The sequence below is a fragment of the Hydrogenophaga sp. H7 genome, from assembly GCF_002025745.1.
GTDB classification, from domain to species: Bacteria; Pseudomonadota; Gammaproteobacteria; order Burkholderiales; family Burkholderiaceae_C; genus Hydrogenophaga; species Hydrogenophaga pseudoflava.
Window position 1 is genome coordinate 75,327 of the sequence record NZ_MCIC01000014.1, and the last position, 23,862, is coordinate 99,188.

Consider the following 23,862-nt stretch of genomic DNA (forward strand, 5'->3'; position numbering starts at 1 on the left):
CCGGGGCGTCAAACCGGCGTCAACCGACCAGCGCCACCGCCGCCAGACCGCTGCGCACCGCACCTTCGATCGTGGCCGGGTAGGGGCCGTCGATGTAGTCGCCCGCCGCCCAGAGCCCCGGCGCGATGGCGGTGGCCGGGCGCTTCAGCGCGGGCGTGCAGGCGAAGGTGGCGCGTTTCTCCACCACCGTCCGGATGGCTTGCAGATTCGGCAGTGCCAGCTGTTGGCCAGCCTGTGCCAGCACCCGCTGCTGCAATTCGTCGCGTTCGCCCTCGCTGGCGCTGACCACAAAGGCCAGCACCCCCTGGGCGGACGGGTCGTCCGGGCGCAACTGGCCGCGGTCGAACGCGAACTGCGCCGGCGCGTCGGGGCTGTTGCGCAGCGCGAGCATGGGCGCCGGCAGGCGGGCATCAGGCGCCCAGGCATAGACCGTGGTGATGGCGGTGAAGTCCAGCCGGCGGGTTTGAGCCGCCCAGTCGCGCCGCGCGGCGCTGCTGGCGCTCTCGCCGGTGGCGGCGCCGATGGTCGACGCGGCGTGGCTGGCCGCGGTGGCCCAGATCACCCGGTCGAAGTCTTCCGACCAGCCGTCGCCTGCCAGCGTCCAGCCTGATTCAGTGTCCTGCAGGGCCGTGACCCGCGTGCCCAGCCGCACCCGCGCGCCGAGATGGCGGCAGGCGGCGTCGGGCAGCAGCGCGCCGAGGTCGTCGCGCGGCAGCAGCAGGGCCGAGGCGGACCAGCGCCCGAAGCCCTGGCCGAACAGCGCATCGCGCATGACCGCCAGGAACACCTGCGCGCTGGCCTGGGCCGCGGGCAGGTTCAGCGCCGAGACGCACAGCGGCTCGATCAGCTCGTCCATCGCACGGGCGGGCAGGGCGCGGCACAGCTCGCCCACCGTGAGCGAAGGCGGGCAGACAAAACCCGAGCGCTGCCACGCCAGCGAGGCGCGCACCAGCGCAAGCCGCTCGCCCCACGACCAGCCGCTCGCGGTCAGGATCGCGGCCACGGCGTCCAGCGGCGCCGGCCAGCGCGCGGCCCAGGCGGGCGTCTGCAGGCCGCCGCCGTCGGGGTAGGGCAGGGACAACGGAGTGCCGAGCAGGACCTGTTCCGGCTCGATGCCCAGGCGCTGCATCAGGCCCAGCGTATAGCGGTAGGCACCGATCAGGATGTGCTGGCCGTTGTCCAGCCGCAGTGGTACGCCGTCGGGCCGCGTGGCGGGCAAGGCGCGGGCGCGGCCGCCGGGCGTGCGAGTGGCTTCGAACAGGGTGACGTCTGCGCCGAGGTCCATCGCCTCCACGGCGGCGGCCAGGCCTGCCCAGCCGGCACCAACAACCGCCAGCTTCACAACCGTCCCAAGGCTTGCACCTTCCACGCCAGCCAGAACTTGCGCAGTGGCGTCAGGCTCACGCGCTGCGTCAGCACCAGCACGGGGTCGGCGGCGATCTCCTGCAGCAGGGTGCGGTAGATGCTGGCCATCATCAGGCCCGGCTTCTGGGCGCGGCGGTCGGTTTCGGGCAGCAGGGCCAGCGCCTCGTCGTAGGTCTTGAGCGCGCGCTCGCACTGGAAGCGCATCAGCTCGCAAAAGCGCCGGTGGAAGTCGGCGGTGTCCATTCCGGGGGCGGCGCCGCGCTTGATCAGCTCGTGCGCCTTGACGTCGAAGCGCTGCAGCTCGTTGACCGGCAGGTAGATGCGGCCCCGCGCCGCGTCTTCGCCCACGTCACGGATGATGTTGGTCAGCTGGAAGGCCAGACCCAGCCGGTGGGCGTAGTCGGTGGTGCGCGGGTCGGTCTGGCCGAAGATGCGCGCCGCCACCTCGCCCACGATGCCAGCCACCAGGTGGCAGTACTGCTGCAGGTTGGCGAAGTCGAGGTAGCGGCTCTGGTCCAGGTCCATCTGGCAGCCGTCGATCACGGCCAGCAGGTGCCGCGCCTCGATGCCGAAGGTGGCTGTGTGCGGCATCAGCGCCTGCAGCGCCGGGTGGTCCGCCCGGCCCCCGAAGGCCTGGGCGACCTGCTGGCGCCACCAGCCCAGCTTGGCCTGAGCCACACCGAGGTCGCTGACCTCGTCGACGACGTCGTCGACCTCGCGGCAGAAGGCGTAGAAGGCCGTGATGGCGGCGCGGCGCTCGGGCGGCAGGAACAGGAAGGCGTAATAGAAGCTGCTGCCGGAGGCTGCGGCCTTCTGCTGGGCGTAGTCTTGCGGGTTCATGGGCATGGTGGTGGACGCCAAGTGTACGCAGCCGATGCGGCCCTGCTTAAGTGCTTCTTCAGTCCTCGTGTTTAGGCTGCGAACGCGATTTCGCACACAACCCCACGAGGTACCCATGAAGAATTCCAGTCGTCGCGTGTTCATGTTCCAGGTGGCCGCCGGTTCAGCCCTGCTGTCTGCTGTCGCGGCACAGGCACAGACCTTGCCCATGGTCAACGAGAAGGACGCCCAGCCCATGGCCCTGGGCTACGTTGCCGACACCAACAAGGCCGACGGCAAGAAGTTTCCCAAGCACGCCGCCACCCAGAAGTGCGGCAACTGCACGCTCTACACCGGCAAGCCCGATGCGCCCTCGGGCCCCTGCGGCATCTTTCCGGGCAAGGCGGTGGCCGCGGGCGGCTGGTGCAGCGCCTACGCCAAGAAGGCCTGAGCGGCGCCCGCTACCCCTCGGCAAACACGCGCTCGTGACCCGGCGCCAGGGTCACGTGCCAGCGGTCGTTGCGCTGCAGGTGGCCCTGGTCTTCCAGCTGCCGCAGCGTACGCGCCACCGACTCGCGTGTGGTCCGCAGCAGTTCGGATAAGGCCACGTGGCTGGGGATGCGGACCATGCGGGTGCCCTGTTCGTGTGCCAGCAGCATCAGCGAAGCCACCAGCTGGCGGTGCAGGCCCCGCAGCCGCATCGTCTGCCCCCAGTCGGCCAGGCGGGCGACCGTCCGGCAGATCTGCTCGTGCAGGGCGTCCTGGAGCACCGGGTCCTTGACCAAGGCGCCGAGCATGGCCGCGACCGGCACGTCGCAGATCCGTCCGGGCGACAGGGCCTGCGCCCCGACCTGCGTGGTCTGGCCGAGCAGGCCCATCAGCCCCATGAGATGCCCGCGCCCGACCAGCGCCACCGGACGCGCCACATGGTCTGGCCCCGAGCGGGTGAGCATCACCGTGCCCAGCTTGATGGTGCGCACCATTTCAACCTCCGCGCCTTCGGCCTGCAAGACCTCGCCTTTGCGGAACCGCTGTTCCCGGATCAGCGGGCCCAGGCGGTCCTGCTGCGGGCGCGGCATCTGGCCGATCAGGCAGCTGATGCGCGCCGCGCAGTCCAGGCAGGGCAGCGGCGGATCGGTGAAAGGTGGTTCTGAGGGCGACATGATCGTGCGGTTCGCCGCAGCCGGCGGGGAGCTTGGTTGTGACGGACCGTTCCTGATCCATCGGCGCGTCCCTCCCGGGCTTGAGGTCTGCTGCATTTCGCGCCCGGGAGAACCCCCGGGTTTGCCACAGAGGCCCGGATGGCGGCATCACAAACTGCGCGTGCCGTCACATTCGTAATGAATAAATGCATCCGAGTTGGGTCCTGGCTGCAAGGACGCAAAGGTTTGCACGTCGACAGCGGTTAGTGTCGGGCGCTTGCCACATGCAGGGTATTCGCCTTCTTCCGGACGCCGCCTTCCTGTCATGACTTCGCCCAGAGATTCCCACCACCCGCTCGCGCTGCGTTCGGACCCGGCGTCGCCGTCGGGAACCGGCACCGTGGGTGATCCGGCCATCGCCGCACGGCTGGCATCGGCCGAGCAGACCCTGCGGGACATTTCCCATGCGCTGGCCCACGACCTGCGGACCTCGCTGCGACACGTGGCGAGCTATGCCCAGCTGCTGGGCGACCCGTCATACGCAGGGCAGCCGGGCCAGGTGACCCGGCTGTCACACAAGGTGATGGACTCCACTCGGCGGCTGCAGCACCTGATGGAATCGGTTTCTGCGCTGGCGCGGCTGCAGGCGGCGGATCTCCGCCCGATCCGTGTGGACGTGGACCAAATGGTGCAGGTGGTCCTCAGGGACCTTCAGCTGGGCCAGCGCAGCCATCCCGTGTCGTGTGTGCTGGCGCCGGGGCTGCCGCCCGCATTTGCCGACGCGGCGCTGCTGCGCCGGGTCTGGGAAGAGCTGCTGGACAACGCACTGCGCCACGCTCTCAGCCATGATCGGCCCCGCATCGAGGTGAGCTGCGAGGCGGTGCCGGGAGGCCATGCCTATTTCGTGCACGACAACGGTCTGGGGTTCGAGCCCGAGAAAGCGGCCGAGCTGTTCGGGCTGTTCCAGCGCGCGCAGGGCGCACCGGCCCCCAGCCTGGGGGTGGGGCTGGCCCTGGTGCGGCGCATCGTCGAATGCCACGGGGGCCGGGTCTGGGCCACGGCCCGTCCCGGCGAAGGCGCCCGCTTCGGTTTCAGCCTGCCGGTTGGCGGGGGTTGAGGTTCGCTCCGGACACCGCCCGCCAGAGCATCAGCGGCAGGTCGGCCTTGCCGACGGTCGGTCGCTGCAGCCAGCTTCGGTGGTCGATGGCGGCGATCTTGTCCAGGATGCGCAGGCCGCCCTGGACCACCAGGCGCAGCTCCCAGCCGGCCCGTCCGGGAATGCGGCGCGCCAGCGGCGCCCCTTCGAGCATCAGCGCCCGGGCCTCTTCGCACAAACGGCGCACCACCTGTCGGCAGCGCTCCTGCACCTCGGGCGGCGCGCCGGCCGAGAACTCCTCCAGCCGCAGACCCTGGCCCTGCAGCGCATCGGCGGGCAGGTAGTGCCGCCCCCGGGCGTGGTCCACCGAGATGTCCTGCCAGAAGTTGATCAGTTGCAGCGCGCTGCACACCGCGTCGCTCTGGAGCAGTGATTCATCGTCGTGGATGCCATAGAGATGCAGGAGCAGCCGTCCGACTGGATTGGCCGAGAGGCGGCAGTAGGCCAGCAGTTCGGCAGTGTCGGCATACACATGGCCGCTGTCGGTGTGGCGGATGTCCTGTTCGAATGCGCTGAGCAGGTCGTGCAGCAGATCGCCCGGCAGCCGGTGACGCTCGGCCGCCCGGGCCAGCGGACCGAACACCTGGGGCCACTGCGCCGCATCCGGGGGCTGAGCGGGCGACGCCAGGCAGCGCGCCAGCGCTGCGCGGTAGGCCGAGAGCTGGTCCAGCCGCTCAGACGCGGTGGCCGGGCCCTCGTCGGCGATGTCGTCGGCGGTTCGCGCAAAGTGGTAGATCGCCACCACCGCCGGACGGATCGCCGCCGGGCAGAGCCAGGACGCCACCGGAAAATTTTCATAGTGACCGACCTCGGTGGTCATTGGGCTGGCGGACGGTGGCATGGGCGGCGGGCGCTGCAGGGGTTGACGGGGGACCGGGTGGGGGCCGGGCTGTGCCGCAGGCACAGTCGCCGGATTGTGCGTCGACACTGGAACGCCGATGACGCTAGAATTGATTACTAACCGGTCAGTCATTAATATGGCGCCGGTTTCTCGCATCTCCCAACGCACTCCGCCTTTGCCATGAAGACACCGCTGCATGTCCCTGTCCTGATGCTTGCCCTGCTGTTGGGCGCGTGTTCCCGTCCCGAAGCGCCCCAGGAACCGGTGCGGGCGGTGAAGCTGATGACGGTGTCCCGCGCGGCGGTGCAGTCCCAGAGCGGCTACGCGGGCGAGATCCGGGCACGCACAGAATCGCGCCTGGGCTTCCGCGTCGGCGGCAAGCTCGTGCAGCGGCCGGTGGAAGTGGGGCAGCGTGTGGTGCCGGGGCAGTTGCTGGCCCAGCTGGACGCGCAGGACCTGGCGCTCGTGGCCCAGGCCGCACAGGCCCAGATCGTCGCGGCGCAGACCCAGCGCGACCTGGCCGCCGCGGACCTCAAGCGCTTCTCCGACCTCAAGGCGCAGGGGTTCGTGAGCGGTGCCGAAATCGAACGCCGCCAGGCCGCCCTCGACGCGGCGGAGGCGGCGCTGCGCCAGGCCCGCGCCCAGGGCGCGGTGCAGGGTAACCAGGCCGGCTACGCCCGGCTGCTCGCCGATGGCCCTGGCGTGGTGCTGTCGGTGGAGGCCGAGGTGGGACAGGTGGTGGCCGCCGGATCGCCGGTGGTCCGGCTGGCGCGCGATGGCGCGCGCGACGCCGTGATCGCGGTGCCGGAAGACCGGGTGGCGCGGCTGAAGGTCGGCCAGGCGGCCCAGGTGCGGCCGTGGACCTCGGGCCAGGTGTCGCCAGAGCCGCTGGCCGCCCAGGTGCGCGAGATCGCCGCCAGCGCCGACCCGCTGACGCGGACCTTCCAGGTCAAGCTCGGCCTGACCGCCGATGCGAGCGTGGCGCTGGGCAGCACCGTGTCGGTGGTGTTCGCCGACGACGCCACCGCCGCACCGGCCGTGTCCGCACCGGTGCGCCTGCCCACCAGCGCCCTGATCCAGGCGAACGGAGGGGGCAGGGACACGGCGGTCTGGGTATTCGACCCCGCCAGCAGCCGGGTGAACATGCGCCCTGTGGTGGTGTCGGGCGCCGAGGGCAACGAGATGCTGGTGGTGTCGGGCCTCAAGGAGGGCGAAGAAATCGTCGCGGCCGGTGTGCACGTGCTCTCGCCCGGCCAGCAGGTCACCCGCTTTGCCGCGGCCCAGAAACCCTGAGGTGGACGATGAGCCTGAGCCATCCCAACCCCTCCGACGCGCAGGACTCCTGGATCTCGCGCCTGAACCTGTCCCAGTGGGCGCTGGACCATCAGGCCTTCACCCGCTACCTCATGATCGTGCTGATGCTGCTGGGCATCGCGGCCTACTTCCAGCTCGGGCAGGACGAAGACCCGCCGTTCACCTTCCGTGCCATGGTGGTGCGCGCCTACTGGCCGGGCGCCACCGCGCAGGAAGTGTCTGAACAGGTCGCCGACCGCATCGAAAAGACGCTGCAGGAGGTGCCCTATGCCGACAAGATCCGCAGCTACTCCAAGCCGGGTGAGACCCTGATCCTGTTCCAGGTGCGCGACAACTCACCGGCGGCCGAGATTCAGCAGATCTGGTACACGGTGCGCAAGAAGGTCGGCGACATGCGGCCGACCCTGCCGCAGGGCGTGGTCGGGCCCTTCTTCAACGACGAGTTCGGCGACGTGTTCGGCGTCATCTACGCGCTGCAGGGCGAGGGCTTTTCTCCGTCCGAACGCAAGAGCGTGGCCGACGAGGTGCGCCAGAAGCTGCTGCGCGTGAAGGACGTGAACAAGGTCGAGCTGTTCGGCGTGCAGGACGAGAAGCTCTTCATCGAGATCTCGCACCAGCGGCTGGCCACCCTGGGGCTGGACATGCAGCAGGTGCTGGCGGCGCTGGGCCAGCAGAACGCGGTCGAGCCCGCCGGCACCGTGCAGGCGCCGCACGATGTGGTGCAGGTGCGCGTGGCCGGGGCCTTTGGATCGGTCGAGCAACTGAGGGCCATGCCGATCCGCGCCACCAACGGCACGCAGCTGCGACTGGGCGACATCGCGCAGATCCGCCTGGGTTATGCCGATCCGCCGCAGGTCATGGTGCGCCACAACGGTGTGGACAGCATCGCCTTGGGCATTTCCATGACCAAGGGCGGCGACATCATCGCGCTGGGGAAGGCGCTGGAGACTGCGCTGGCCGACATCCGCGGGCATCTGCCGGCGGGCATGGAACTGGTGCAGGTGCAAGACCAGCCCAGTGCCGTCAGTCGCTCGGTCAACGAGTTCGTCAAGGTGCTGATCGAAGCGGTGCTGATCGTGCTGGCGGTCAGCTTCGTGAGTCTGGGTCTGCACCGCCGCGAGGGCGGCACCGGCCTGCGCCGCTATGTGCTGGACGTGCGGCCCGGTCTGGTGGTGCTGATCACCATCCCGCTGGTGCTGGCGATCACCTTCCTGGCCATGCGCTACTGGAACATCGGCCTGCACAAGATCTCGCTGGGTTCGCTGATCATCGCGCTGGGGCTGCTGGTGGACGACGCGATCATCGCGGTCGAGATGATGGTGCGCAAGCTGGAGGAGGGTTATTCCATGATGAAGGCGGCCACCTTCACCTGGGACGCGACCGCGATGCCCATGCTCACCGGCACGCTGATCACGGCGGCAGGCTTCCTGCCGATCGGGCTGGCCAACTCGACCGTTGGCGAATACACCTTCGCGATCTTCGCGGTCACCGTGATCGCGCTGGTCATTTCGTGGGTGGTTGCCGTGATGTTCGTGCCGTACCTGGGCGTTCGGCTGCTCAAGGTCAAGGTCCACACCGGGCCGGCGCACGAGGTGTTCGACGGCCCGTTCTACGTGAAATTCCGGGCACTGGTGAACTGGTGCGTCGAGCACCGCTGGATCACCATTGGCCTGACCATCGCCACCTTCGTGCTGGGCATGGCCGGCATGGGCAAGGTGCAGCAGCAGTTCTTCCCCGACTCGGCCCGGCCCGAGGTGCTGGTCGACATCTGGCTGCCCGAGGGTGCCAGCATGACCGCGATGGACGAGGTGGCGCGGCGTGTCGAGACCCGGCTGGCCCGCGAGCCCGGCGTGCTGAGCGTCAGCACCTGGGTGGGGTCGGGCGTACCGCGCTTCTACCTGCCACTGGACCAGATCTTCCCGCAGACCAACGTCTCCCAGATGATCCTGCTGCCGGAGGACCTCGCGGCCCGTGAGCGCATCCGCAAGGCGCTGCCCGAGCTGCTGGCCACCGAGTTTCCCGAGGTGCGCGGGCGGGTGAAGCTGCTGCCCAACGGCCCGCCGGTACCGTACCCGGTTCAATTCCGCGTGGTGGGTACCGACCCGGTGGTGCTGCGCGGGCTGGCCGACGAGATCAAGGGCCTGATGCGGGCCAGCCCCAGCATGCGTGGCGTCAACGACAACTGGAACGAGTCGGTGAAGGCGCTGCGTCTGGAGGTGGACCAGACCAAGGCGCGCGCGCTGGGCGTGTCCAGCCAGTCGATCGCCAATGCCACACGCACCATCCTGAGCGGCAGCACCGTCGGCCAGTACCGCGACGGCGACAAGCTGATCGACATCGTGCTGCGCCAGCCGCTGTCCGAGCGCGATGCGATCACCAGTCTGGAGAATGCCTACATCCCGACCGCCAGCGGCAGGAGCATCCCGCTGTCACAGATCGCGAAGCCGGTGTTCGGCTGGGAGCCGGGCGTGATGTGGCGCGAGAACCGCGACTACGCGATCACGGTGCAGGGCGACGTGGTCGAGGGTCTGCAGGGCGCCACCGTGACCGCCGAGCTGCTGCCGGCGCTGCGCCAGGCCGAGGCCGGCTGGCTGGCTAAAGGGCTGACTGGCTACCACGTGCAGGTGGCCGGTGCGGTGGAGGAGAGCAGCAAGGGCTCCTCGTCGATCGCCGCCGGCCTGCCCGTCATGCTGTTCATCACCTTCACATTGTTGATGCTGCAGCTGCAGAGCTTCAGCCGTTCGCTGCTGGTGTTCCTGACCGGGCCGCTGGGCTTGGCCGGGGTGGCGGGCGCGCTGCTGCTGCTCAACCGCCCGTTCGGCTTCGTCGCGCTGCTGGGCGTGATCGCCCTCATGGGCATGATCCAGCGCAACTCGGTGATCCTGATCGACCAGATCGAGCAGGACCGCGCCCGCGGCGTGCCGGCCTGGGACGCCATCGTCGAAGCCGCGGTGCGCCGCATGCGGCCCATCGTGCTCACCGCCGCGGCGGCGGTGCTGGCCATGATCCCGCTCTCGCGCAGTGTGTTCTGGGGGCCGATGGCGGTGGCCATCATGGGCGGACTGATCGTCGCGACCGTGCTCACGCTGCTGGCATTGCCGGCGATGTACGCCGCCTGGTTCCGGGTCCGGAAGGACGCCTGAGCACGGATACAATAGAAGGTTGCCGTCGGCGGCGCCCGTGCATCCAGGTGGTCGCCTGCGACGCCTGTGGGCGCCGCGTGTCAGGCGCGCGGGTGGCGAAATTGGTAGACGCACCAGGTTTAGGTCCTGACGCCAGCAATGGTGTGGGGGTTCGAGTCCCCCCCCGCGCACCACAGCACCGACAGACAGATCCTCACCGGCCGGCCCCGCTGGTCGACCGCCTTCCTGATTGGAGATAACCATGACCGTGACCGTTGAAACCCTGGAGAAGCTGGAGCGCAAGATCACCCTGACGCTGCCGGCCGACGTGATCCAGAACGAAGTGGCCAAGCGCCTCAAGCGCCTGGCCCGCGATGTGAAGATGGACGGTTTCCGTCCGGGCAAGGTGCCCATGAACGTCGTGGCCCAGCGCTACGGCTATTCGGTGCACTACGAGGTCATGAACGACAAGGTCGGCGAGGCCTTCGCCAATGCCGCTGGCGAGGCCAAGCTGCGCGTGGCCGGCCAGCCCCAGATCACCGAGAAGGAAGGCGCGCCCGAAGGCCAGCTGACCTTCGACGCGGTGTTTGAGGTGTATCCCGACGTGAAGATCGGCGACCTGTCGACCGCCGAGATTGAAAAGGTCAGCACGGAAGTGAGCGACGCGGCCATCGACCGCACCCTGGACATCCTGCGCAAGCAGCGCCGCACCTTCGCCCAGCGCGCAGCCGACCAGGCGGCCGCCGACGGCGACCGCGTGACCATCGACTTCGCCGGCAAGATCGATGGCGAACCCTTCGAAGGTGGCAAGGCCGAAGGCTTCCAGTTCATCGTTGGCGACGGCCAGATGCTCAAGGAATTCGAAGACGCCGTGCGCGGCATGAAGTCGGGCGAGTCCAAGACCTTCCCGCTGCCGTTCCCGGCCGACTACCACGGCAAGGACGTGGCCGGCAAGACGGCGGACTTCCTCGTGACAGTCAACAAGATCGAAGCCGCTCACCTGCCCGAGGTGGACGAGGCACTGGCCAAGTCGCTGGGCATCGCCGACGGCACGGTCGAAGCCCTGCGCTCCGACATCAAGAAGAACCTGGAGCGCGAAGTCAAGTTCCGCGTCCAGGCCCGCAACAAGCAGGCCGTGATGGACGCCCTGGTGGCCAAGGCCGAGCTGGACCTGCCCAAGTCGGTGGTGCAATCCGAAGTCGACCGGCTGGTGGAAGGCGCCCGCGCCGACCTCAAGCAGCGTGGCATCAAGGACGCCGACAAGGCCCCGATCCCCGCCGAGCTGTTCCAGGAGCAGGCCGAGCGCCGCGTGCGCCTGGGTCTGGTGGTGGCCGAGCTGGTGCGTGCGCACGAGCTGCATGCCAAGCCTGAGCAGATCAAGGCCCATATCGAAGAACTGGCTTCTTCCTACGAAAAGCCGGCCGATGTGGTGCGCTGGTACACCAGCGACAACCGCCGCATGGCCGAGGTAGAGGCGGTGGTGATCGAGAACAACGTCACCGAGTTCGTGCTGTCCAAGGCCAAGGTCACCGACAAGACCGTGGGCTTTGACGAGCTGATGGGCCAGGCCTGAGGGTCTGCGCGGCGCTCGTCGCCGTGACAGCGCATCGGAAGGGCGGAGTGATCCGCCCTTCTTGTTTTGGGCCACACCTTGTGTTTTGACGCGGGCACGCCATATGCAAGCCTTGGGCAAAACCGACGCCCGGATCGCGGCTTTGCCGGGTTGGTTACAGTAGTGACATTCACGCACTCACACATTGGAGAAACGCATGAGCGCAATGGACATTCAGGGTCTGGGCATGGTGCCCATGGTGATCGAGCAGTCGGGCCGCGGCGAGCGCGCTTACGACATCTATTCGCGCCTGCTCAAGGAGCGCGTGATCTTCCTGGTGGGGCCGGTCAATGACCAGTCCGCCAACCTGGTGGTGGCGCAGCTGCTGTTCCTGGAGAGCGAGAACCCGGACAAGGACATTTCCTTCTACATCAACTCCCCGGGCGGCTCGGTCAGCGCCGGCATGGCGATCTTCGATACGATGAATTTCATCAAGCCCGATGTGTCGACGTTGTGTACCGGCATGGCCGCCAGCATGGGCGCCTTCCTGCTGGCCGCCGGCGCCAAGGGCAAGCGTTTCGCGTTGCCCAACTCCAAGATCATGATTCACCAGCCGCTGGGCGGTACCCAGGGCCAGGCCACCGAGATCGAGATCCACGCCCGCGAGATCCTCAAGACCCGCGAGCAGCTCAACAAGATCCTGGCCGAGCGCACCGGTCAGCCGCTGGACAAGATCGAGCGCGACACCGAGCGCGACTACTACCTGTCGGCCGCCGAGTCGGCCGAGTATGGACTGATCGACAAGGTGATCGACAAGCGCCCTGTGGCGGGTTGATTGGTTTCGCAGTCAAGACATCATGGAAAAGAGGCCTTCTGACGGCGGATTTCGCCCTGAATGGGGTCCTTTTCCTTGGTTTCGGGCCCGGCGGGCTTGATCTATCATTGTTTCCAACTTTCCCACTAGGTAGTCCCACCTCCAGACCATGGCCGACAAAAAAGCCGCTTCCGGCGAAAAGGCACTCTATTGCTCGTTCTGCGGCAAAAGCCAGCATGAGGTGAAGAAGCTCATTGCGGGACCGTCGGTGTTCATCTGCGACGAATGTATCGACCTTTGCAACGACATCATTCGTGATGAACTTCCCGGCCTGGAATCGGTCAAGGCCGCGTCCGACGACCTGCCCACGCCGGCAGACCTCAAAAACAATCTCGACAGCTACGTGATCGGTCAGGAAGCTGCCAAGCGTGCCCTGGCGGTGGCGGTCTACAACCACTACAAGCGCCTGCGGCACAAGCAGTCCGCACGCAAGGACGACGTCGAGCTGGCCAAGAGCAACATCCTGCTGATAGGGCCCACTGGCTCCGGCAAGACCTTGCTGGCCCAGACCATGGCGCGCATGCTCAATGTGCCGTTCGTGATGGCCGACGCCACCACGTTGACCGAGGCCGGCTATGTCGGCGAGGACGTCGAGAACATCGTTGCCAAACTGCTGCAGAGTTGCAACTACGACGTTGAGCGTGCGCAGCAAGGCATCGTCTACATCGACGAGATCGACAAGATCACGCGCAAATCGGACAACCCGTCGATCACCCGCGACGTGTCGGGTGAGGGGGTTCAGCAGGCACTGCTCAAGCTGGTCGAGGGCACCATGGCCAGCGTGCCGCCACAGGGTGGCCGCAAACACCCCAATCAGGATTTCCTGCAGGTCGACACCACCAACATCCTGTTCATCTGTGGCGGCGCGTTCGCAGGTCTCGAGAAGATCATCGAGAACCGCACCGAGGCGTCTGGCATGGGCTTTGGCGCGGTCGTCAGGAGCAAGCAGCAGCGCAGCCTGACAGAGGCCTTCAAGGACATCGAACCGGAAGACCTGATCAAGTTCGGATTGATTCCGGAGCTGGTGGGCCGGCTGCCGGTGATTGCCAGTCTGGCCGAGCTCAGCGAGGACGCGCTGGTCGAAATCCTCACCGAACCGAAGAACGCGGTGGTCAAGCAGTTTTCCCGGCTGTTAGCCATGGAAGGGGCCGATCTCGAAGTGCGACCCGCGGCGCTCAAGGCCATCGCCCGCAAGGCGCTGGCACGGAAGACGGGTGCCCGAGGCTTGCGTTCCATTCTGGAAAACGCGCTGATCGACACCATGTTCGAGTTGCCGGGGATGAGCAATGTGGAAAAGGTGGTGGTCGACGAGTCCACCATCGAAGAAAACAAGCCCCCCCTGCTGGTGTACCGCGAGGCGGCCAAGCAGGCCTGATTGCGTGCGTCGAGAGGGCGAGAGCAAGCGGAGTGCGACACCCGCTTTCGCCCGTCAAACATCTAGAGGTCTGAAATGTCCGGACAAATCCCCCTGCCCAGCACGCCCGTAGACCTGCCACTGTTGCCTTTGCGCGATGTGGTGGTCTTTCCCCACATGGTGATTCCGCTGTTCGTCGGTCGCCCCAAGAGCATCAAAGCGCTGGAGGCGGCGATGGAGGCCGAGCGCCGAATCATGCTGGTGGCACAGAAAGCCGCCGCCAAGGACGAGCCATCCACGGACGACATGTTCGAGATGGGGTGCGTCGCCACCATTCTGCAGATGCTCAAGCTGCCCGACGGCACCGTCAAGGTGCTGGTGGAGGGGGTCCAGCGCGCCAAGGTGCTGTCGATCGTGGACGGTGAGAGCCACTTCGTAGCCCACGTCACGCCTATCGATCCGGCGCAGGAGCGCTCGGTGACACAGACCAATGAACTCGAAGCGCTGCGCCGCGCCGTGATGCAGCAGTTTGACCAGTACGTCAAACTGAACAAGAAGATTCCATCCGAGATCCTGACCTCGATCTCCAGCATCGACGATCCGGGGCGCCTGGCTGACACCATCGCCGCGCACCTGCCTCTGAAGCTGGAGTCCAAGCAGGTGGTGCTGGATCTCGATCCGATCAACAAGCGGCTTGAAAATCTGTTCGAGCAGCTCGAGCGCGAGGTCGACATCCTGAATGTCGACAAGAAGATCCGTGGTCGCGTCAAGCGCCAGATGGAGAAGAACCAGCGCGACTTCTACCTCAACGAGCAGGTCAAGGCGATCCAGAAGGAGCTTGGCGAAGGCGAAGAGGGCGCGGACATCGAGGAAATCGAGAAGAAGATCAAGGCCGCCAAGATGCCTGCCGAAGCGCGCAAAAAGGCCGAGGCCGAGTTCAAGAAACTCAAGCTGATGTCGCCCATGTCGGCCGAGGCCACGGTGGTGCGCAACTACATCGACGCGCTGGTGGCGCTGCCCTGGAGCAAGAAGACCAAGATCAAGCACGATCTGGCGTTTGCCGAGGGGGTCCTGAACGAAGACCACTATGGTCTGGAGAAGGTCAAGGACCGGATTCTTGAGTACCTCGCGGTGCAGCAGCGCGTGGACAAGGTCAAGGCTCCTATTCTGTGTCTGGTCGGTCCTCCGGGCGTGGGCAAGACATCGCTCGGGCAGTCGGTGGCCAAGGCCACCGGGCGCAAGTACGTGCGCATGGCGCTGGGCGGCATGCGCGACGAGGCCGAGATCCGCGGGCATCGTCGCACCTACATCGGCGCCATGCCTGGCAAGGTGCTGCAGAGCCTGTCCAAGGTGGGTACCCGCAATCCGCTGTTCTTGCTGGACGAAATCGACAAGCTGGGAACCGACTTCCGGGGCGACCCGTCGTCGGCACTGCTGGAGGTGCTCGACCCCGAGCAGAACCACACCTTCGGTGACCATTACGTCGAGGTCGACTTCGATCTGTCGGACGTGATGTTCGTGGCGACGTCTAATTCGATGAACATCCCGCCGGCCCTGCTGGACCGCATGGAAGTGATCCGTCTTTCTGGCTACACGGAAGACGAAAAAACCAACATTGCCATGCGCTATCTGCTGCCCAAGCAGGTGAAGAACAACGGCATTCGCGATGGCGAACTGGAGGTCAAGGAAGAGGCGGTGCGGGACATCGTGCGCTACTACACCCGCGAGGCTGGTGTGCGTTCGCTGGAGCGGGAGCTCTCCAAGATCTGCCGCAAGGTGGTCAAGGGTTTGCTGCTCAAGAAATACACCCCCACGGTGGTGGTCGACGCCGACAACCTGAGCGACTTCCTGGGGGTGCGCAAGTACACGTATGGCCGGGTCGAGCAACAGAACCAGGTCGGGCAGGTGGTGGGCCTTGCGTGGACCGAAGTGGGCGGTGACCTGCTGACCATCGAGGTCGCCATCATGCCTGGCAAGGGCGGCACCATCCGCACCGGCTCTCTGGGTGATGTGATGAAGGAGTCTGTAGAGGCTGCGCGCACCGTGGTTCGAAGCCGTGCCCGACAGCTGGGCATCAAGGATGAGCAGTTCGACAAGCGCGACATTCACATCCATGTTCCGGATGGCGCCACGCCGAAGGACGGCCCGAGCGCGGGGGCGGCCATGACCACCGCCCTGGTATCTGCACTCACAGGCATACCGGTCCGGGCAGATGTCGCGATGACGGGTGAGATCACCCTTCGGGGCGAGGTCACGGCCATTGGTGGCCTGAAGGAGAAGATGCTGGCTGCGCTCCGCGGTGGGATCAAGACGGTCATCATTCCTGAAGAGAATGTCAAGGACCTTGCCGAGATACCCGACAACGTCAAGCAAGGGCTTGAGATCGTTCCGGTCAAATGGATCGACAAGGTGCTGTCCATCGCCCTGGAGCGCCAGCCGGTGCCCTTGACCGATGAAGAGGTGGCTGCTCAAGTGGCCGCTGCCGCGGGCAGTGCCCCTGCGCCGGCTCCTGGAGCCGTCAAGCACTGAGCAAAAAATGTGTGGGTCTTGAAAAAGACCGGTTTTTTGCGCTAGAATTCCAGCTTCTGACGAACTTCACCAAACGTCAGAAACATGCGGGAATAGCTCAGTTGGTAGAGCGCAACCTTGCCAAGGTTGAGGTCGCGAGTTCGAACCTCGTTTCCCGCTCCAGTTTGAAAAAGGGAAGCCCGGCTTCCCTTTTTTGTCGGTTGCATCAACGCGATCTTCGCGTCGGTGAATCGGGCGCGATAGCAAAGCGGTTATGCAACGGATTGCAAATCCGTCTAGTCCGGTTCGACTCCGGATCGCGCCTCCAGTCACACTGGGATTTTTGCGGGAATAGCTCAGTTGGTAGAGCGCAACCTTGCCAAGGTTGAGGTCGCGAGTTCGAACCTCGTTTCCCGCTCCATTCATCAAAAAACGGGAAGCAACGCTTCCCGTTTTTTCTTTGGTTCGATGCTGTCCGCCAGACGTGCGTAGGCGCTGCCTCTCGGCTCGCTGCAGTGGTCCCTGGGATGAACCTGCGACAATGCCTCGCAGTCCGCCTCGATGGTGAAATTGGTAGACACAGCGGACTTAAAATCCGCCGACCCTAACCGGTCGTACCGGTTCGATTCCGGTTCGAGGCACCACGCCCACCGCCCGACTATGCGTGGGGCGCTTTCGCCGCTACAGTGAGTTTCCATGACCCGATACAACGCGCCTTTTGAAATCCATGTGCATGGGGACGTTCCTCTGCGCGAGGATGTGGCCTACGCCCAGATTCAGGACGCGCTCAAGCCCCTTTGGCAGTATGCGGGTGCCCGTTCCCTGGCTGCTGCTGCCGAAAGTGCCTATGAGGACGAGCCGGGTATCCGATTTGACGCACAAGAGCATGTGCTGCAGATGTGCTGGACAGTCCCCGGTGATGACGACTTCCGGCAGGTGATCGAAGAGGCCTGCATGGGCCTGAATGAAATCGCCTCCGCCGGAGCCCCGATCGAGGTGTCTTTCTACGACACCGAGTTCGACGAAGAAGAGGCGCCCGAAGACGAAGAGGCGCGTGACGACTTCATGATGTGCTTTGTGGGGCCAACCCCGGCAGCGATCATGCAGGTCCAGCGCGATCTGCTGGTGCAGGACGTGGTCCATATCATGGAGCGGCATTTCGATGCATCGGAGCTCAACGATGTGGTGGCCTCGATTGACCGCCTGTTCAACCAGCGTTTTGATGCCCTGGTGAACTCGATGCAGCTGGGGCGTCCTCCCCGTGGCCACGGTGGATCATCGGGGCATGGGGGAGGGCGCAAGCCGCGCCATCTTCACTGACGCATGTCGCAGGCGGCCGCCGGAGCCCTGAACCCTTGCGTGCGAAAGCGCGAGGTGTTTGCATGGGCCATGTACGACTTCGCCAACTCCGGATACACAACGGTCGTTCTCACGGCCGTTTTTTCTGCCTATTTCGTGGGGGCCGTGGCCGGCAGTGCTCCTTGGGCTACATTCGCCTGGACGGCGAGCCTGAGCCTCTCCTACGCCATCGTGATGCTCACCATGCCCCTGGTGGGGGCTTGGGCCGACCGTCATGGTGCCAAGAAGCGTTTGCTGGCTGTCAGCACCGTGGGGTGCGTCGTGTCGACGATGGGGTTGTCACAAGTGGGGCCGGGGGATGTTGCCTTGGGTGTTGTCCTCATCGTGCTGTCCAATGTGTTCTTCTCGTGGGGAGAGTCGTTGAGCGCGGCCTTCCTCCCCGAACTGGCGCGTCCGGAGGCCTTGGGGCGGGTCAGTGGTTGGGGCTGGAGTTTTGGTTACCTCGGCGGCATGCTGGCGCTGGGATTGAGCCTGGTGGTGGTGATCCAGTCGCAGGCGGCAGGTGAGCCGGCGACGCAGTTCGTTCCCATGACCATGTGGATCACCGCGGGCGTGTTTTCGATTTCATCCTTGTGCACGTTTGCCTGGTTGCGAGAGCGCGCGCCCCGTCGTTCCGGCGGTGGACTGGGGCAGGCCTGGTCGCAGTTGCTGACCACTTACCGAAGATCCCGCCGGTACCGCGACTTCATGTGGCTGCTGGGCTGTGCGGTGGCCTACCAGGGCGGTGTGGCCGTCACGATCGCGCTGGCCGCCATCTATGCGGAGCAGGTCATCGGTTTCGTTCAGCAGGAAACCATGGTGCTGGTCTTCGTGCTGAACATTGCCGCCGCGGTGGGGGCGTTTGTCTTTGGTCATTGGCAGGACCGGATCGGCCACAAGCGCGCGCTGAGCGTGACGTTGCTGGGCTGGGTGACAACCTGCGTGATCGCTGCCCTCACGACGACCAAAGGGGGATTCTGGTACGCAGCGGCCATCGCCGGTCTGTGTATGGGGTCCAGCCAGTCGGCAGGGCGGGCGCTGGCGGGGTTGTTTGCGCCCGCGGCTCAGCTGGCGGAGTTCTACGGTCTGTGGACCTTTGCCACACGACTTGCCAGCATCATCGGGCCGTTGACCTATGGCCTCATCGCCTGGGGTACAGGCGGCAATCAGCGGCTGGCGATCGCCTCCACGGCAGTCCTGTTCGTGACCGGATGGCTGTTGTTGCAGCGGGTGGATGTCGAGCGCGGTCGACGGGCTGCGTTGGCGGCGGAAGCCTGAGTCCAGGCTCGGCTCAGCAGATGAACTGCCGACCTGGGACATTCAGTCCCAGCCACCGGAGGGCCGCGCGGGCCAGAGGTTCCGGGTCGCCGGTGGAGAGCAGCGTGACGCCAGGGTGCGAGCCAGAGGCGTGTGGGCGGTCTGGCAAATCTTTCAGCACCGCCTGTGTGCGTTTGGCCACCGGAACACCGGTCTCGACCAGCGCGACCTCCGGGCCTGTCAGCGCACGAATTACGTCGGCGGCGAAGAGGTAGTGGGTGCAGCCCAGCACCAGGGTGTCGATGGCCGGTAGATCCTCCCGGTCGGTTTTGAGCATCTCCCAGTAGCGCTTGCAGAGGCTTTGTATGGCGGCTTTGTCGTCGCGCTCAATGGCATCGGCCAGACCGTCACAGGCCTGGCTGCTGAAGTGGAGCGGTGAGTCCGAGCCGCTTTCCAGGCGCTGCCGCAGCCGGGAGTACCGTTCGCTTTCGACCGTTCCTCGTGTGGCCATCACGCCTACGTGACCGGTTCGTGTGAGGGCTGCGGCCGGTTTGAGCGCCGGCTCCACCCCCACGATGGGCCAGTCTGCATGCTCTGCGCGCAGGCCTTCGATGGCCAGCGCCGTGGCCGTGTTGCAGGCCACCACCAAGGCGTCGATGCCGAAGTGGTGGCGCAGGCCCTCCGTGATCCGGTGGGCGCGTTCGGCGATCTGTTGCGGGCTTCGTTCGCCATAGGGCGCATGGGCGCCGTCTGCGAGGTACACGAAGTGCGCCTGCGGGATCTCCGCCAGCAGCGCGCGCAGCACGCTCAGGCCCCCGACACCACTGTCGAAAACGCCGATCGTCTTCAAGCGGCGGCGACGGTGATGCCTTTGAACTCGCCGGTGGCGATGCGCTTTTCCCACTCGGCGGGGCCCGTGATGTGGGCGCTGGTGCCGCCGGCATCCACGGCCACCGTCACGGGCATGTCGACCACGTCGAACTCATAGATGGCTTCCATGCCCAGGTCGGCGAAGCCCACCACCTTGGCGGCCTTGATGGCCTTGGACACCAGGTAGGCGCTGCCACCCACTGCCATGAGGTAGGCACTCTTGGCATCCTTGATCGCCTCGATGGCGGTCGGGCCGCGCTCGGCCTTGCCGACCATGGCGATGAGACCCGTCTTCTCCAGCATCATGCGGGTGAACTTGTCCATGCGGGTCGCGGTGGTCGGGCCGGCTGGGCCGACCACTTCCTCGCGCACCGGATCGACCGGGCCCACGTAGTAGATGACGCGGTTGGTGAAGTCCACCGGGAGTTGCTCGCCCTTGGCCAGCATGTCCTGGATGCGTTTGTGTGCAGCATCGCGGCCGGTCAGCATCTTGCCGTTGAGCAGCAGGGTTTGTCCCGGCTTCCAGCTGGCCACTTCTTCCTTGGTCAGCGTGTTCAGGTCCACCCGCTTGGACTTGTTGTAGTCGGGCGCCCAGTGCACGTTGGGCCAGAGGTCCAGGCTGGGCGGGTCCATGTAGACCGGGCCGGAGCCGTCCATCACGAAGTGGGCGTGGCGCGTGGCCGCACAGTTCGGAATCATGGCGATGGGCTTGCTGGCCGCGTGCGTCGGGTAGGTCTTGATCTTGACGTCGAGCACCGTGGTCAGGCCGCCCAGGCCCTGGGCGCCGATGCCCAGCGCATTGACTTTCTCGTACAGCTCGATGCGCAGCTCTTCGAGCTTGTTCTGCGGGCCGCGCTGCAGCAGCTCGTACATGTCGATGTCGTCCATCAGAGCTTCCTTGGCCAGCAGCGCCGCCTTCTCGGCGGTGCCGCCAACGCCGATGCCCAGCATGCCCGGCGGGCACCAGCCGGCGCCCATGGTGGGCACGGTCTTGAGCACCCAGTCGACGATGTTGTCGCTGGGGTTGAGCATGTAGACCTTGGACTTGTTCTCGGAGCCACCACCCTTGGCTGCGACGATGACATCGACCTTGTCACCGGGCACGACCTCCATGAACACCACGGCCGGCGTGTTGTCCTTGGTGTTCTTGCGTTCGAAGATCGGGTCCGACAGCACGGAGGCTCGCAGCTTGTTGTCGGGGTTGTTGTAGCCGCGGCGCACGCCTTCGTCGATGGCGTCTTGGATGCTGCCGGTGAAGCCTTCCCATTTCACGTCCATGCCGATCTTGAGGAACACATTGACGATGCCGGTGTCCTGGCAGATCGGGCGTTTGCCTTCGGCACACATGCGGCTGTTGGTCAGGATCTGCGCGATGGCGTCCTTGGCGGCAGCGCTCTGCTCGCGCTCGTAGGCGCGGGCCAGGTGAGCGATGTAGTCGGCCGGGTGGTAGTAGCTGATGTACTGGAGGGCGGCGGCAATCGACTCGATGAGGTCGTTCTGGCGGATGGTGGTCATGGGGCGTTTCCGGGGATGGTTCTTGGAGGCAATCGGATCAGTGATCAGGCGTTTCGGCCACCGGGTGCATGATGCGGTCGGTGGCGGCTATTGCCATGGCGCTGAGCAGGAAGACCACATGGATGATGGTCTGCCACATCAGCACCTTCTGGTCGTAGTTGGCGGCGTTGATGAAGGTTTTGAGCAGGTGGATCGAGCTGATGCCGATGATGGCGGTGGCCAGCTTGACCTTGAGCACCGAGGCGTTGACGTGGCTCAGCCACTCCGGCTGGTCGGGGTGGTTTTCCAAGTGCATGCGGCTGACGAAGGTCTCGTAGCCGCCGACGATCACCATGATCAGCAGGTTGCTGATCATCACCACGTCGATCAGCGCCAGCACCACCAGCATGATGATGGTCTCGTTCAGGGCGGTGACCTCGAAGCCGTCCTTGTAGCCGATGCTCTTGACCAGGGCGGCGAGCGCGTTCTGATTGCCGAAGGCTGCTTCGATGAGGTGAACCAGCTCCACCCAGAAGTGGAATACATAGATGGCCTGTGCCGCGATCAGGCCGATGTACAGCGGCAGCTGCAGCCAGCGGCTGGCGAAAATCAGGTTGGGCAGGGCGCGCGTGGAACCGGGGGTTTTGACGGGGTCGCTCATGGGCAGGGTAGGGATTAGACTGGCGCTGGCTCAAGGCTTGCGCCCGTGCGGAATTGTAGAAGCCCCCGCCACCTGGGTTCCTGCAAATGGTCTCAGGATGCGCCAGTCCATGTAAGTGGCTCGTAAGAGCCCTTGCGCACATTCGCCGGGTTCTTTGTTCCCCCACCCCAGAGGAGACCTGTACATGTCCACGCCTTCGTCGTCGATTGAATCCACCCTGGTCGAAAACCGCGTCTTCGAACCGTCCGAGGCCATCCGCAAGGCCGCCCGGATTTCGGGGATGGACGCCTACAACGCCCTGTGTGCCGAGGCCGAAAAAGACTTCGAAGGCTTCTGGGCCCAGCGCGCCCGCGAGACCCTGACCTGGAGCAAGCCCTTCACCAAAGTGCTGGACGAGTCCAACAAGCCGTTCTACAAGTGGTTTGAGGACGGCGAACTGAACGCCTCGTTCAACTGCCTGGACCGCCACATGGGCACGCCGGTTGAGAACAAGACCGCGATCATTTTTGAAGCCGACGGCGGGGAGGTCACCAAGGTCACCTACAAGGAACTGCTGGCCAAGGTGTCGCAATTTGCGAATGCGCTGAAGGCGCGTGGCGTGAAGAAGGGCGACCGCGTGGTCATCTACATGCCCATGACCATTGAGGGCGTGGTGGCCATGCAGGCCTGTGCCCGCATCGGCGCCACCCACAGCGTGGTGTTCGGCGGCTTCTCCGCCAAGGCGCTGCAGGAGCGCATCCAGGACGCTGGCGCCGTGGCCGTGATCACCGCCAACTACCAGCTGCGGGGCGGCAAGGAGCTGCCGCTCAAGTCAATCGTGGACGAAGGAATCGCCATGGGCGGCTGCGACACGATCAAGGACGTGATCGTGTTCCAGCGCACACCCACCGCCTGCAACATGGTGGCGGGTCGTGACAGCTTCATGCACGACGTGATGGCGGGGCAGTCCACCGACTGTCCGGCCGAGATGGTCGGTGCCGAGCACCCGCTGTTCGTGCTCTACACCTCCGGTTCCACCGGCAAGCCCAAGGGTGTGCAGCACAGCACCGGGGGCTACCTGCTGTGGGCCAACCTGACCATGAACTGGACCTTCGACCTGAAGGACAACGACGTGTTCTGGTGCACGGCCGACATCGGCTGGATCACCGGCCACAGCTACGTCGCCTACGGCCCGCTGGCTGCCGGCGCCACCCAGATCGTGTTCGAAGGCGTTCCGACCTACCCGAACGCCGGCCGCTTCTGGCAGATGATCGAAAAGCACAAGTGCACGATCTTCTACACCGCACCGACGGCCATTCGCTCGCTGATCAAGGCTGCCGAAGGCGACGAGAAGGTGCATCCGAAGAACTGGGACTTGACCAGCCTGCGTCTGATGGGCTCGGTGGGCGAGCCCATCAACCCCGAAGCCTGGATGTGGTACTACAAGCACGTGGGTGGCGAGCGTTGCCCCATTGTGGACACGTTCTGGCAGACCGAGACCGGTGGCCACATGATCACCCCGCTGCCGGGCGCCACGCCGCTGGTGCCGGGTTCCTGCACGCTGCCGCTGCCGGGCATCACCACCGCCATCGTCGACGAGACGGGCAACGACGTGCCCAACGGCGCGGGTGGCATTCTGGTGGTGAAGAAGCCCTGGCCCTCAATGATCCGCACCATCTGGGGCGACCCCGAACGTTTCAAGAAGAGCTACTTTCCCGAAGAACTCAAGGGCTACTACCTGGCTGGCGATGGTGCCGTGCGCAGCGCCGACCGGGGTTATTTCCGCATCACAGGCCGTATCGACGACGTGCTGAACGTGTCGGGCCACCGCATGGGCACGATGGAAATTGAGTCGGCCCTGGTGGGCAAGACCGACCTGGTGGCCGAAGCCGCCGTGGTGGGCCGTCCGGACGACCTGACGGGTGAAGCCATCGTGGCCTTCGTGGTGCTCAAGCGCTCGCGCCCCACCGGCGACGAGGCCAAGGCCATCGCCAAGGAACTGCGCGACTGGGTGGGTAAGGAGATTGGCCCGATCGCCAAGCCCAAGGACATCCGCTTTGGCGACAACCTGCCCAAGACCCGTTCGGGCAAGATCATGCGCCGCCTGCTGCGCTCGATCGCCAAGGGCGAGGCCATCACCCAGGACACCTCCACGCTGGAAAACCCGGCGATCCTGGACCAACTGTCGGAAAACAACTGATCTTCTTGGAGCTGCC

18 protein-coding genes and 5 tRNA genes are annotated in these 23,862 nt (G+C 65.6%); 16 read left to right on the plus strand and 7 right to left on the minus strand.

The genetic code is table 11. The annotated features are described in order from the left end of the window. Positions 1-19 precede the first annotated feature (19 nt). Both hpnE and hpnD read right to left on the minus strand, forming a co-directional pair. On the minus strand, positions 20-1,342 hold the full coding sequence (gene hpnE, locus BC358_RS09415) for a hydroxysqualene dehydroxylase HpnE (RefSeq protein WP_079365635.1): 1,323 nt from the start codon (positions 1,340-1,342) through the stop codon (positions 20-22). After that, on the minus strand, positions 1,339-2,205 hold the full coding sequence (gene hpnD, locus BC358_RS09420; protein WP_079365887.1) for a presqualene diphosphate synthase HpnD: 867 nt from the start codon (positions 2,203-2,205) through the stop codon (positions 1,339-1,341). The genes hpnE and hpnD overlap by 4 nt, the downstream gene beginning before the upstream one ends. A gap of 115 nt (positions 2,206-2,320) precedes the next feature. On the opposite strand from hpnD, the gene BC358_RS09425 reads away from it, so the two are divergent. Next, the gene (locus BC358_RS09425) at positions 2,321-2,635 is read left to right on the plus strand and encodes a high-potential iron-sulfur protein (RefSeq protein ID WP_079365636.1); all 315 of its coding nucleotides are present in this window, start codon (positions 2,321-2,323) and stop codon (positions 2,633-2,635) included. A 10-nt stretch (positions 2,636-2,645) separates the two neighbouring features. Here BC358_RS09425 and BC358_RS09430 read toward each other — a convergent pair whose 3' ends face one another. Beyond that, positions 2,646-3,347, minus strand: a complete 702-nt coding sequence (locus tag BC358_RS09430) for a Crp/Fnr family transcriptional regulator (RefSeq protein WP_079365637.1) — start codon at positions 3,345-3,347, stop codon at positions 2,646-2,648. A gap of 304 nt (positions 3,348-3,651) precedes the next feature. On the opposite strand from BC358_RS09430, the gene BC358_RS09435 reads away from it, so the two are divergent. Further along, the gene (locus tag BC358_RS09435) at positions 3,652-4,443 is read left to right on the plus strand and encodes an ATP-binding protein (RefSeq protein WP_079365638.1); all 792 of its coding nucleotides are present in this window, start codon (positions 3,652-3,654) and stop codon (positions 4,441-4,443) included. Here the strand turns inward: BC358_RS09435 and hpnC are convergent. Beyond that, entirely contained in the window at positions 4,418-5,323 is a 906-nt protein-coding gene (gene hpnC / locus BC358_RS09440; RefSeq protein WP_143434251.1) for a squalene synthase HpnC, read from the minus strand. The genes BC358_RS09435 and hpnC overlap by 26 nt on opposite strands. 180 nt (positions 5,324-5,503) lie before the next feature. On the opposite strand from hpnC, the gene BC358_RS09445 reads away from it, so the two are divergent. The 13 genes from BC358_RS09445 (at position 5,504) to BC358_RS09505 (ending at position 18,663) form a co-directional block, all read left to right on the plus strand. Then, entirely contained in the window at positions 5,504-6,616 is a 1,113-nt protein-coding gene (locus BC358_RS09445) for an efflux RND transporter periplasmic adaptor subunit (protein ID WP_079365640.1), read from the plus strand. A gap of 8 nt (positions 6,617-6,624) precedes the next feature. Beyond that, on the plus strand, positions 6,625-9,780 hold the full coding sequence (locus tag BC358_RS09450) for an efflux RND transporter permease subunit (protein ID WP_079365641.1): 3,156 nt from the start codon (positions 6,625-6,627) through the stop codon (positions 9,778-9,780). An 86-nt stretch (positions 9,781-9,866) separates the two neighbouring features. Then, positions 9,867-9,953: transfer RNA gene (locus BC358_RS09455), tRNA-Leu, on the plus strand. A gap of 68 nt (positions 9,954-10,021) precedes the next feature. After that, the gene (gene tig / locus BC358_RS09460) at positions 10,022-11,332 is read left to right on the plus strand and encodes a trigger factor (protein WP_066151554.1); all 1,311 of its coding nucleotides are present in this window, start codon (positions 10,022-10,024) and stop codon (positions 11,330-11,332) included. A gap of 196 nt (positions 11,333-11,528) precedes the next feature. Next, positions 11,529-12,146 carry an ATP-dependent Clp endopeptidase proteolytic subunit ClpP gene (clpP, locus tag BC358_RS09465; RefSeq protein ID WP_066151552.1) on the plus strand — a complete coding sequence of 206 codons (618 nt, stop codon included), beginning with the start codon at positions 11,529-11,531 and terminating at the stop codon, positions 12,144-12,146. A 148-nt stretch (positions 12,147-12,294) separates the two neighbouring features. Beyond that, a complete protein-coding gene (clpX, locus tag BC358_RS09470; RefSeq protein ID WP_066151550.1) occupies positions 12,295-13,560 on the plus strand; it encodes an ATP-dependent Clp protease ATP-binding subunit ClpX in 1,266 nt (421 codons plus the stop codon). Positions 13,561-13,635: 75 nt separating this feature from the next. Next, positions 13,636-16,068 carry an endopeptidase La gene (gene lon / locus BC358_RS09475; RefSeq protein WP_066151547.1) on the plus strand — a complete coding sequence of 811 codons (2,433 nt, stop codon included), beginning with the start codon at positions 13,636-13,638 and terminating at the stop codon, positions 16,066-16,068. Between the two features lie 86 nt (positions 16,069-16,154). Next, positions 16,155-16,230: transfer RNA gene (locus tag BC358_RS09480), tRNA-Gly, on the plus strand. A gap of 71 nt (positions 16,231-16,301) precedes the next feature. Beyond that, positions 16,302-16,375, plus strand: a tRNA-Cys gene (locus BC358_RS09485). A gap of 17 nt (positions 16,376-16,392) precedes the next feature. Then, positions 16,393-16,468, plus strand: a tRNA-Gly gene (locus BC358_RS09490). Between the two features lie 134 nt (positions 16,469-16,602). Beyond that, positions 16,603-16,691 (plus strand) — tRNA-Leu (locus BC358_RS09495). Between the two features lie 52 nt (positions 16,692-16,743). Next, positions 16,744-17,367 (plus strand): DUF6806 family protein, encoded by a 624-nt coding sequence (locus tag BC358_RS09500; protein WP_066151545.1) that lies wholly within the window; start codon positions 16,744-16,746, stop codon positions 17,365-17,367. A 3-nt stretch (positions 17,368-17,370) separates the two neighbouring features. Continuing rightward, the gene (locus tag BC358_RS09505; protein WP_079365642.1) at positions 17,371-18,663 is read left to right on the plus strand and encodes an MFS transporter; all 1,293 of its coding nucleotides are present in this window, start codon (positions 17,371-17,373) and stop codon (positions 18,661-18,663) included. Positions 18,664-18,676: 13 nt separating this feature from the next. Here BC358_RS09505 and murI read toward each other — a convergent pair whose 3' ends face one another. Genes murI through BC358_RS09520 form a run of 3 tightly spaced genes read right to left on the minus strand, consistent with a single transcriptional unit; the run spans position 18,677 to position 21,667 of the window. Next, entirely contained in the window at positions 18,677-19,492 is an 816-nt protein-coding gene (murI, locus tag BC358_RS09510; RefSeq protein ID WP_066151540.1) for a glutamate racemase, read from the minus strand. Then, positions 19,489-21,027, minus strand: coding sequence for a fumarate hydratase (locus BC358_RS09515; RefSeq protein ID WP_079365643.1), 1,539 nt, complete (start codon positions 21,025-21,027; stop codon positions 19,489-19,491). Before BC358_RS09515 ends, murI begins: the two co-directional genes overlap by 4 nt. Positions 21,028-21,064: 37 nt before the next feature. Beyond that, positions 21,065-21,667, minus strand: a complete 603-nt coding sequence (locus BC358_RS09520) for a TIGR00645 family protein (protein ID WP_066151536.1) — start codon at positions 21,665-21,667, stop codon at positions 21,065-21,067. 184 nt (positions 21,668-21,851) lie between these two features. Here BC358_RS09520 and acs point away from each other — a divergent pair, with 184 nt between their 5' ends. Continuing rightward, the gene (gene acs, locus BC358_RS09525; RefSeq protein WP_079365644.1) at positions 21,852-23,846 is read left to right on the plus strand and encodes an acetate--CoA ligase; all 1,995 of its coding nucleotides are present in this window, start codon (positions 21,852-21,854) and stop codon (positions 23,844-23,846) included. The last annotated feature ends 16 nt before the right edge of the window (positions 23,847-23,862 follow it).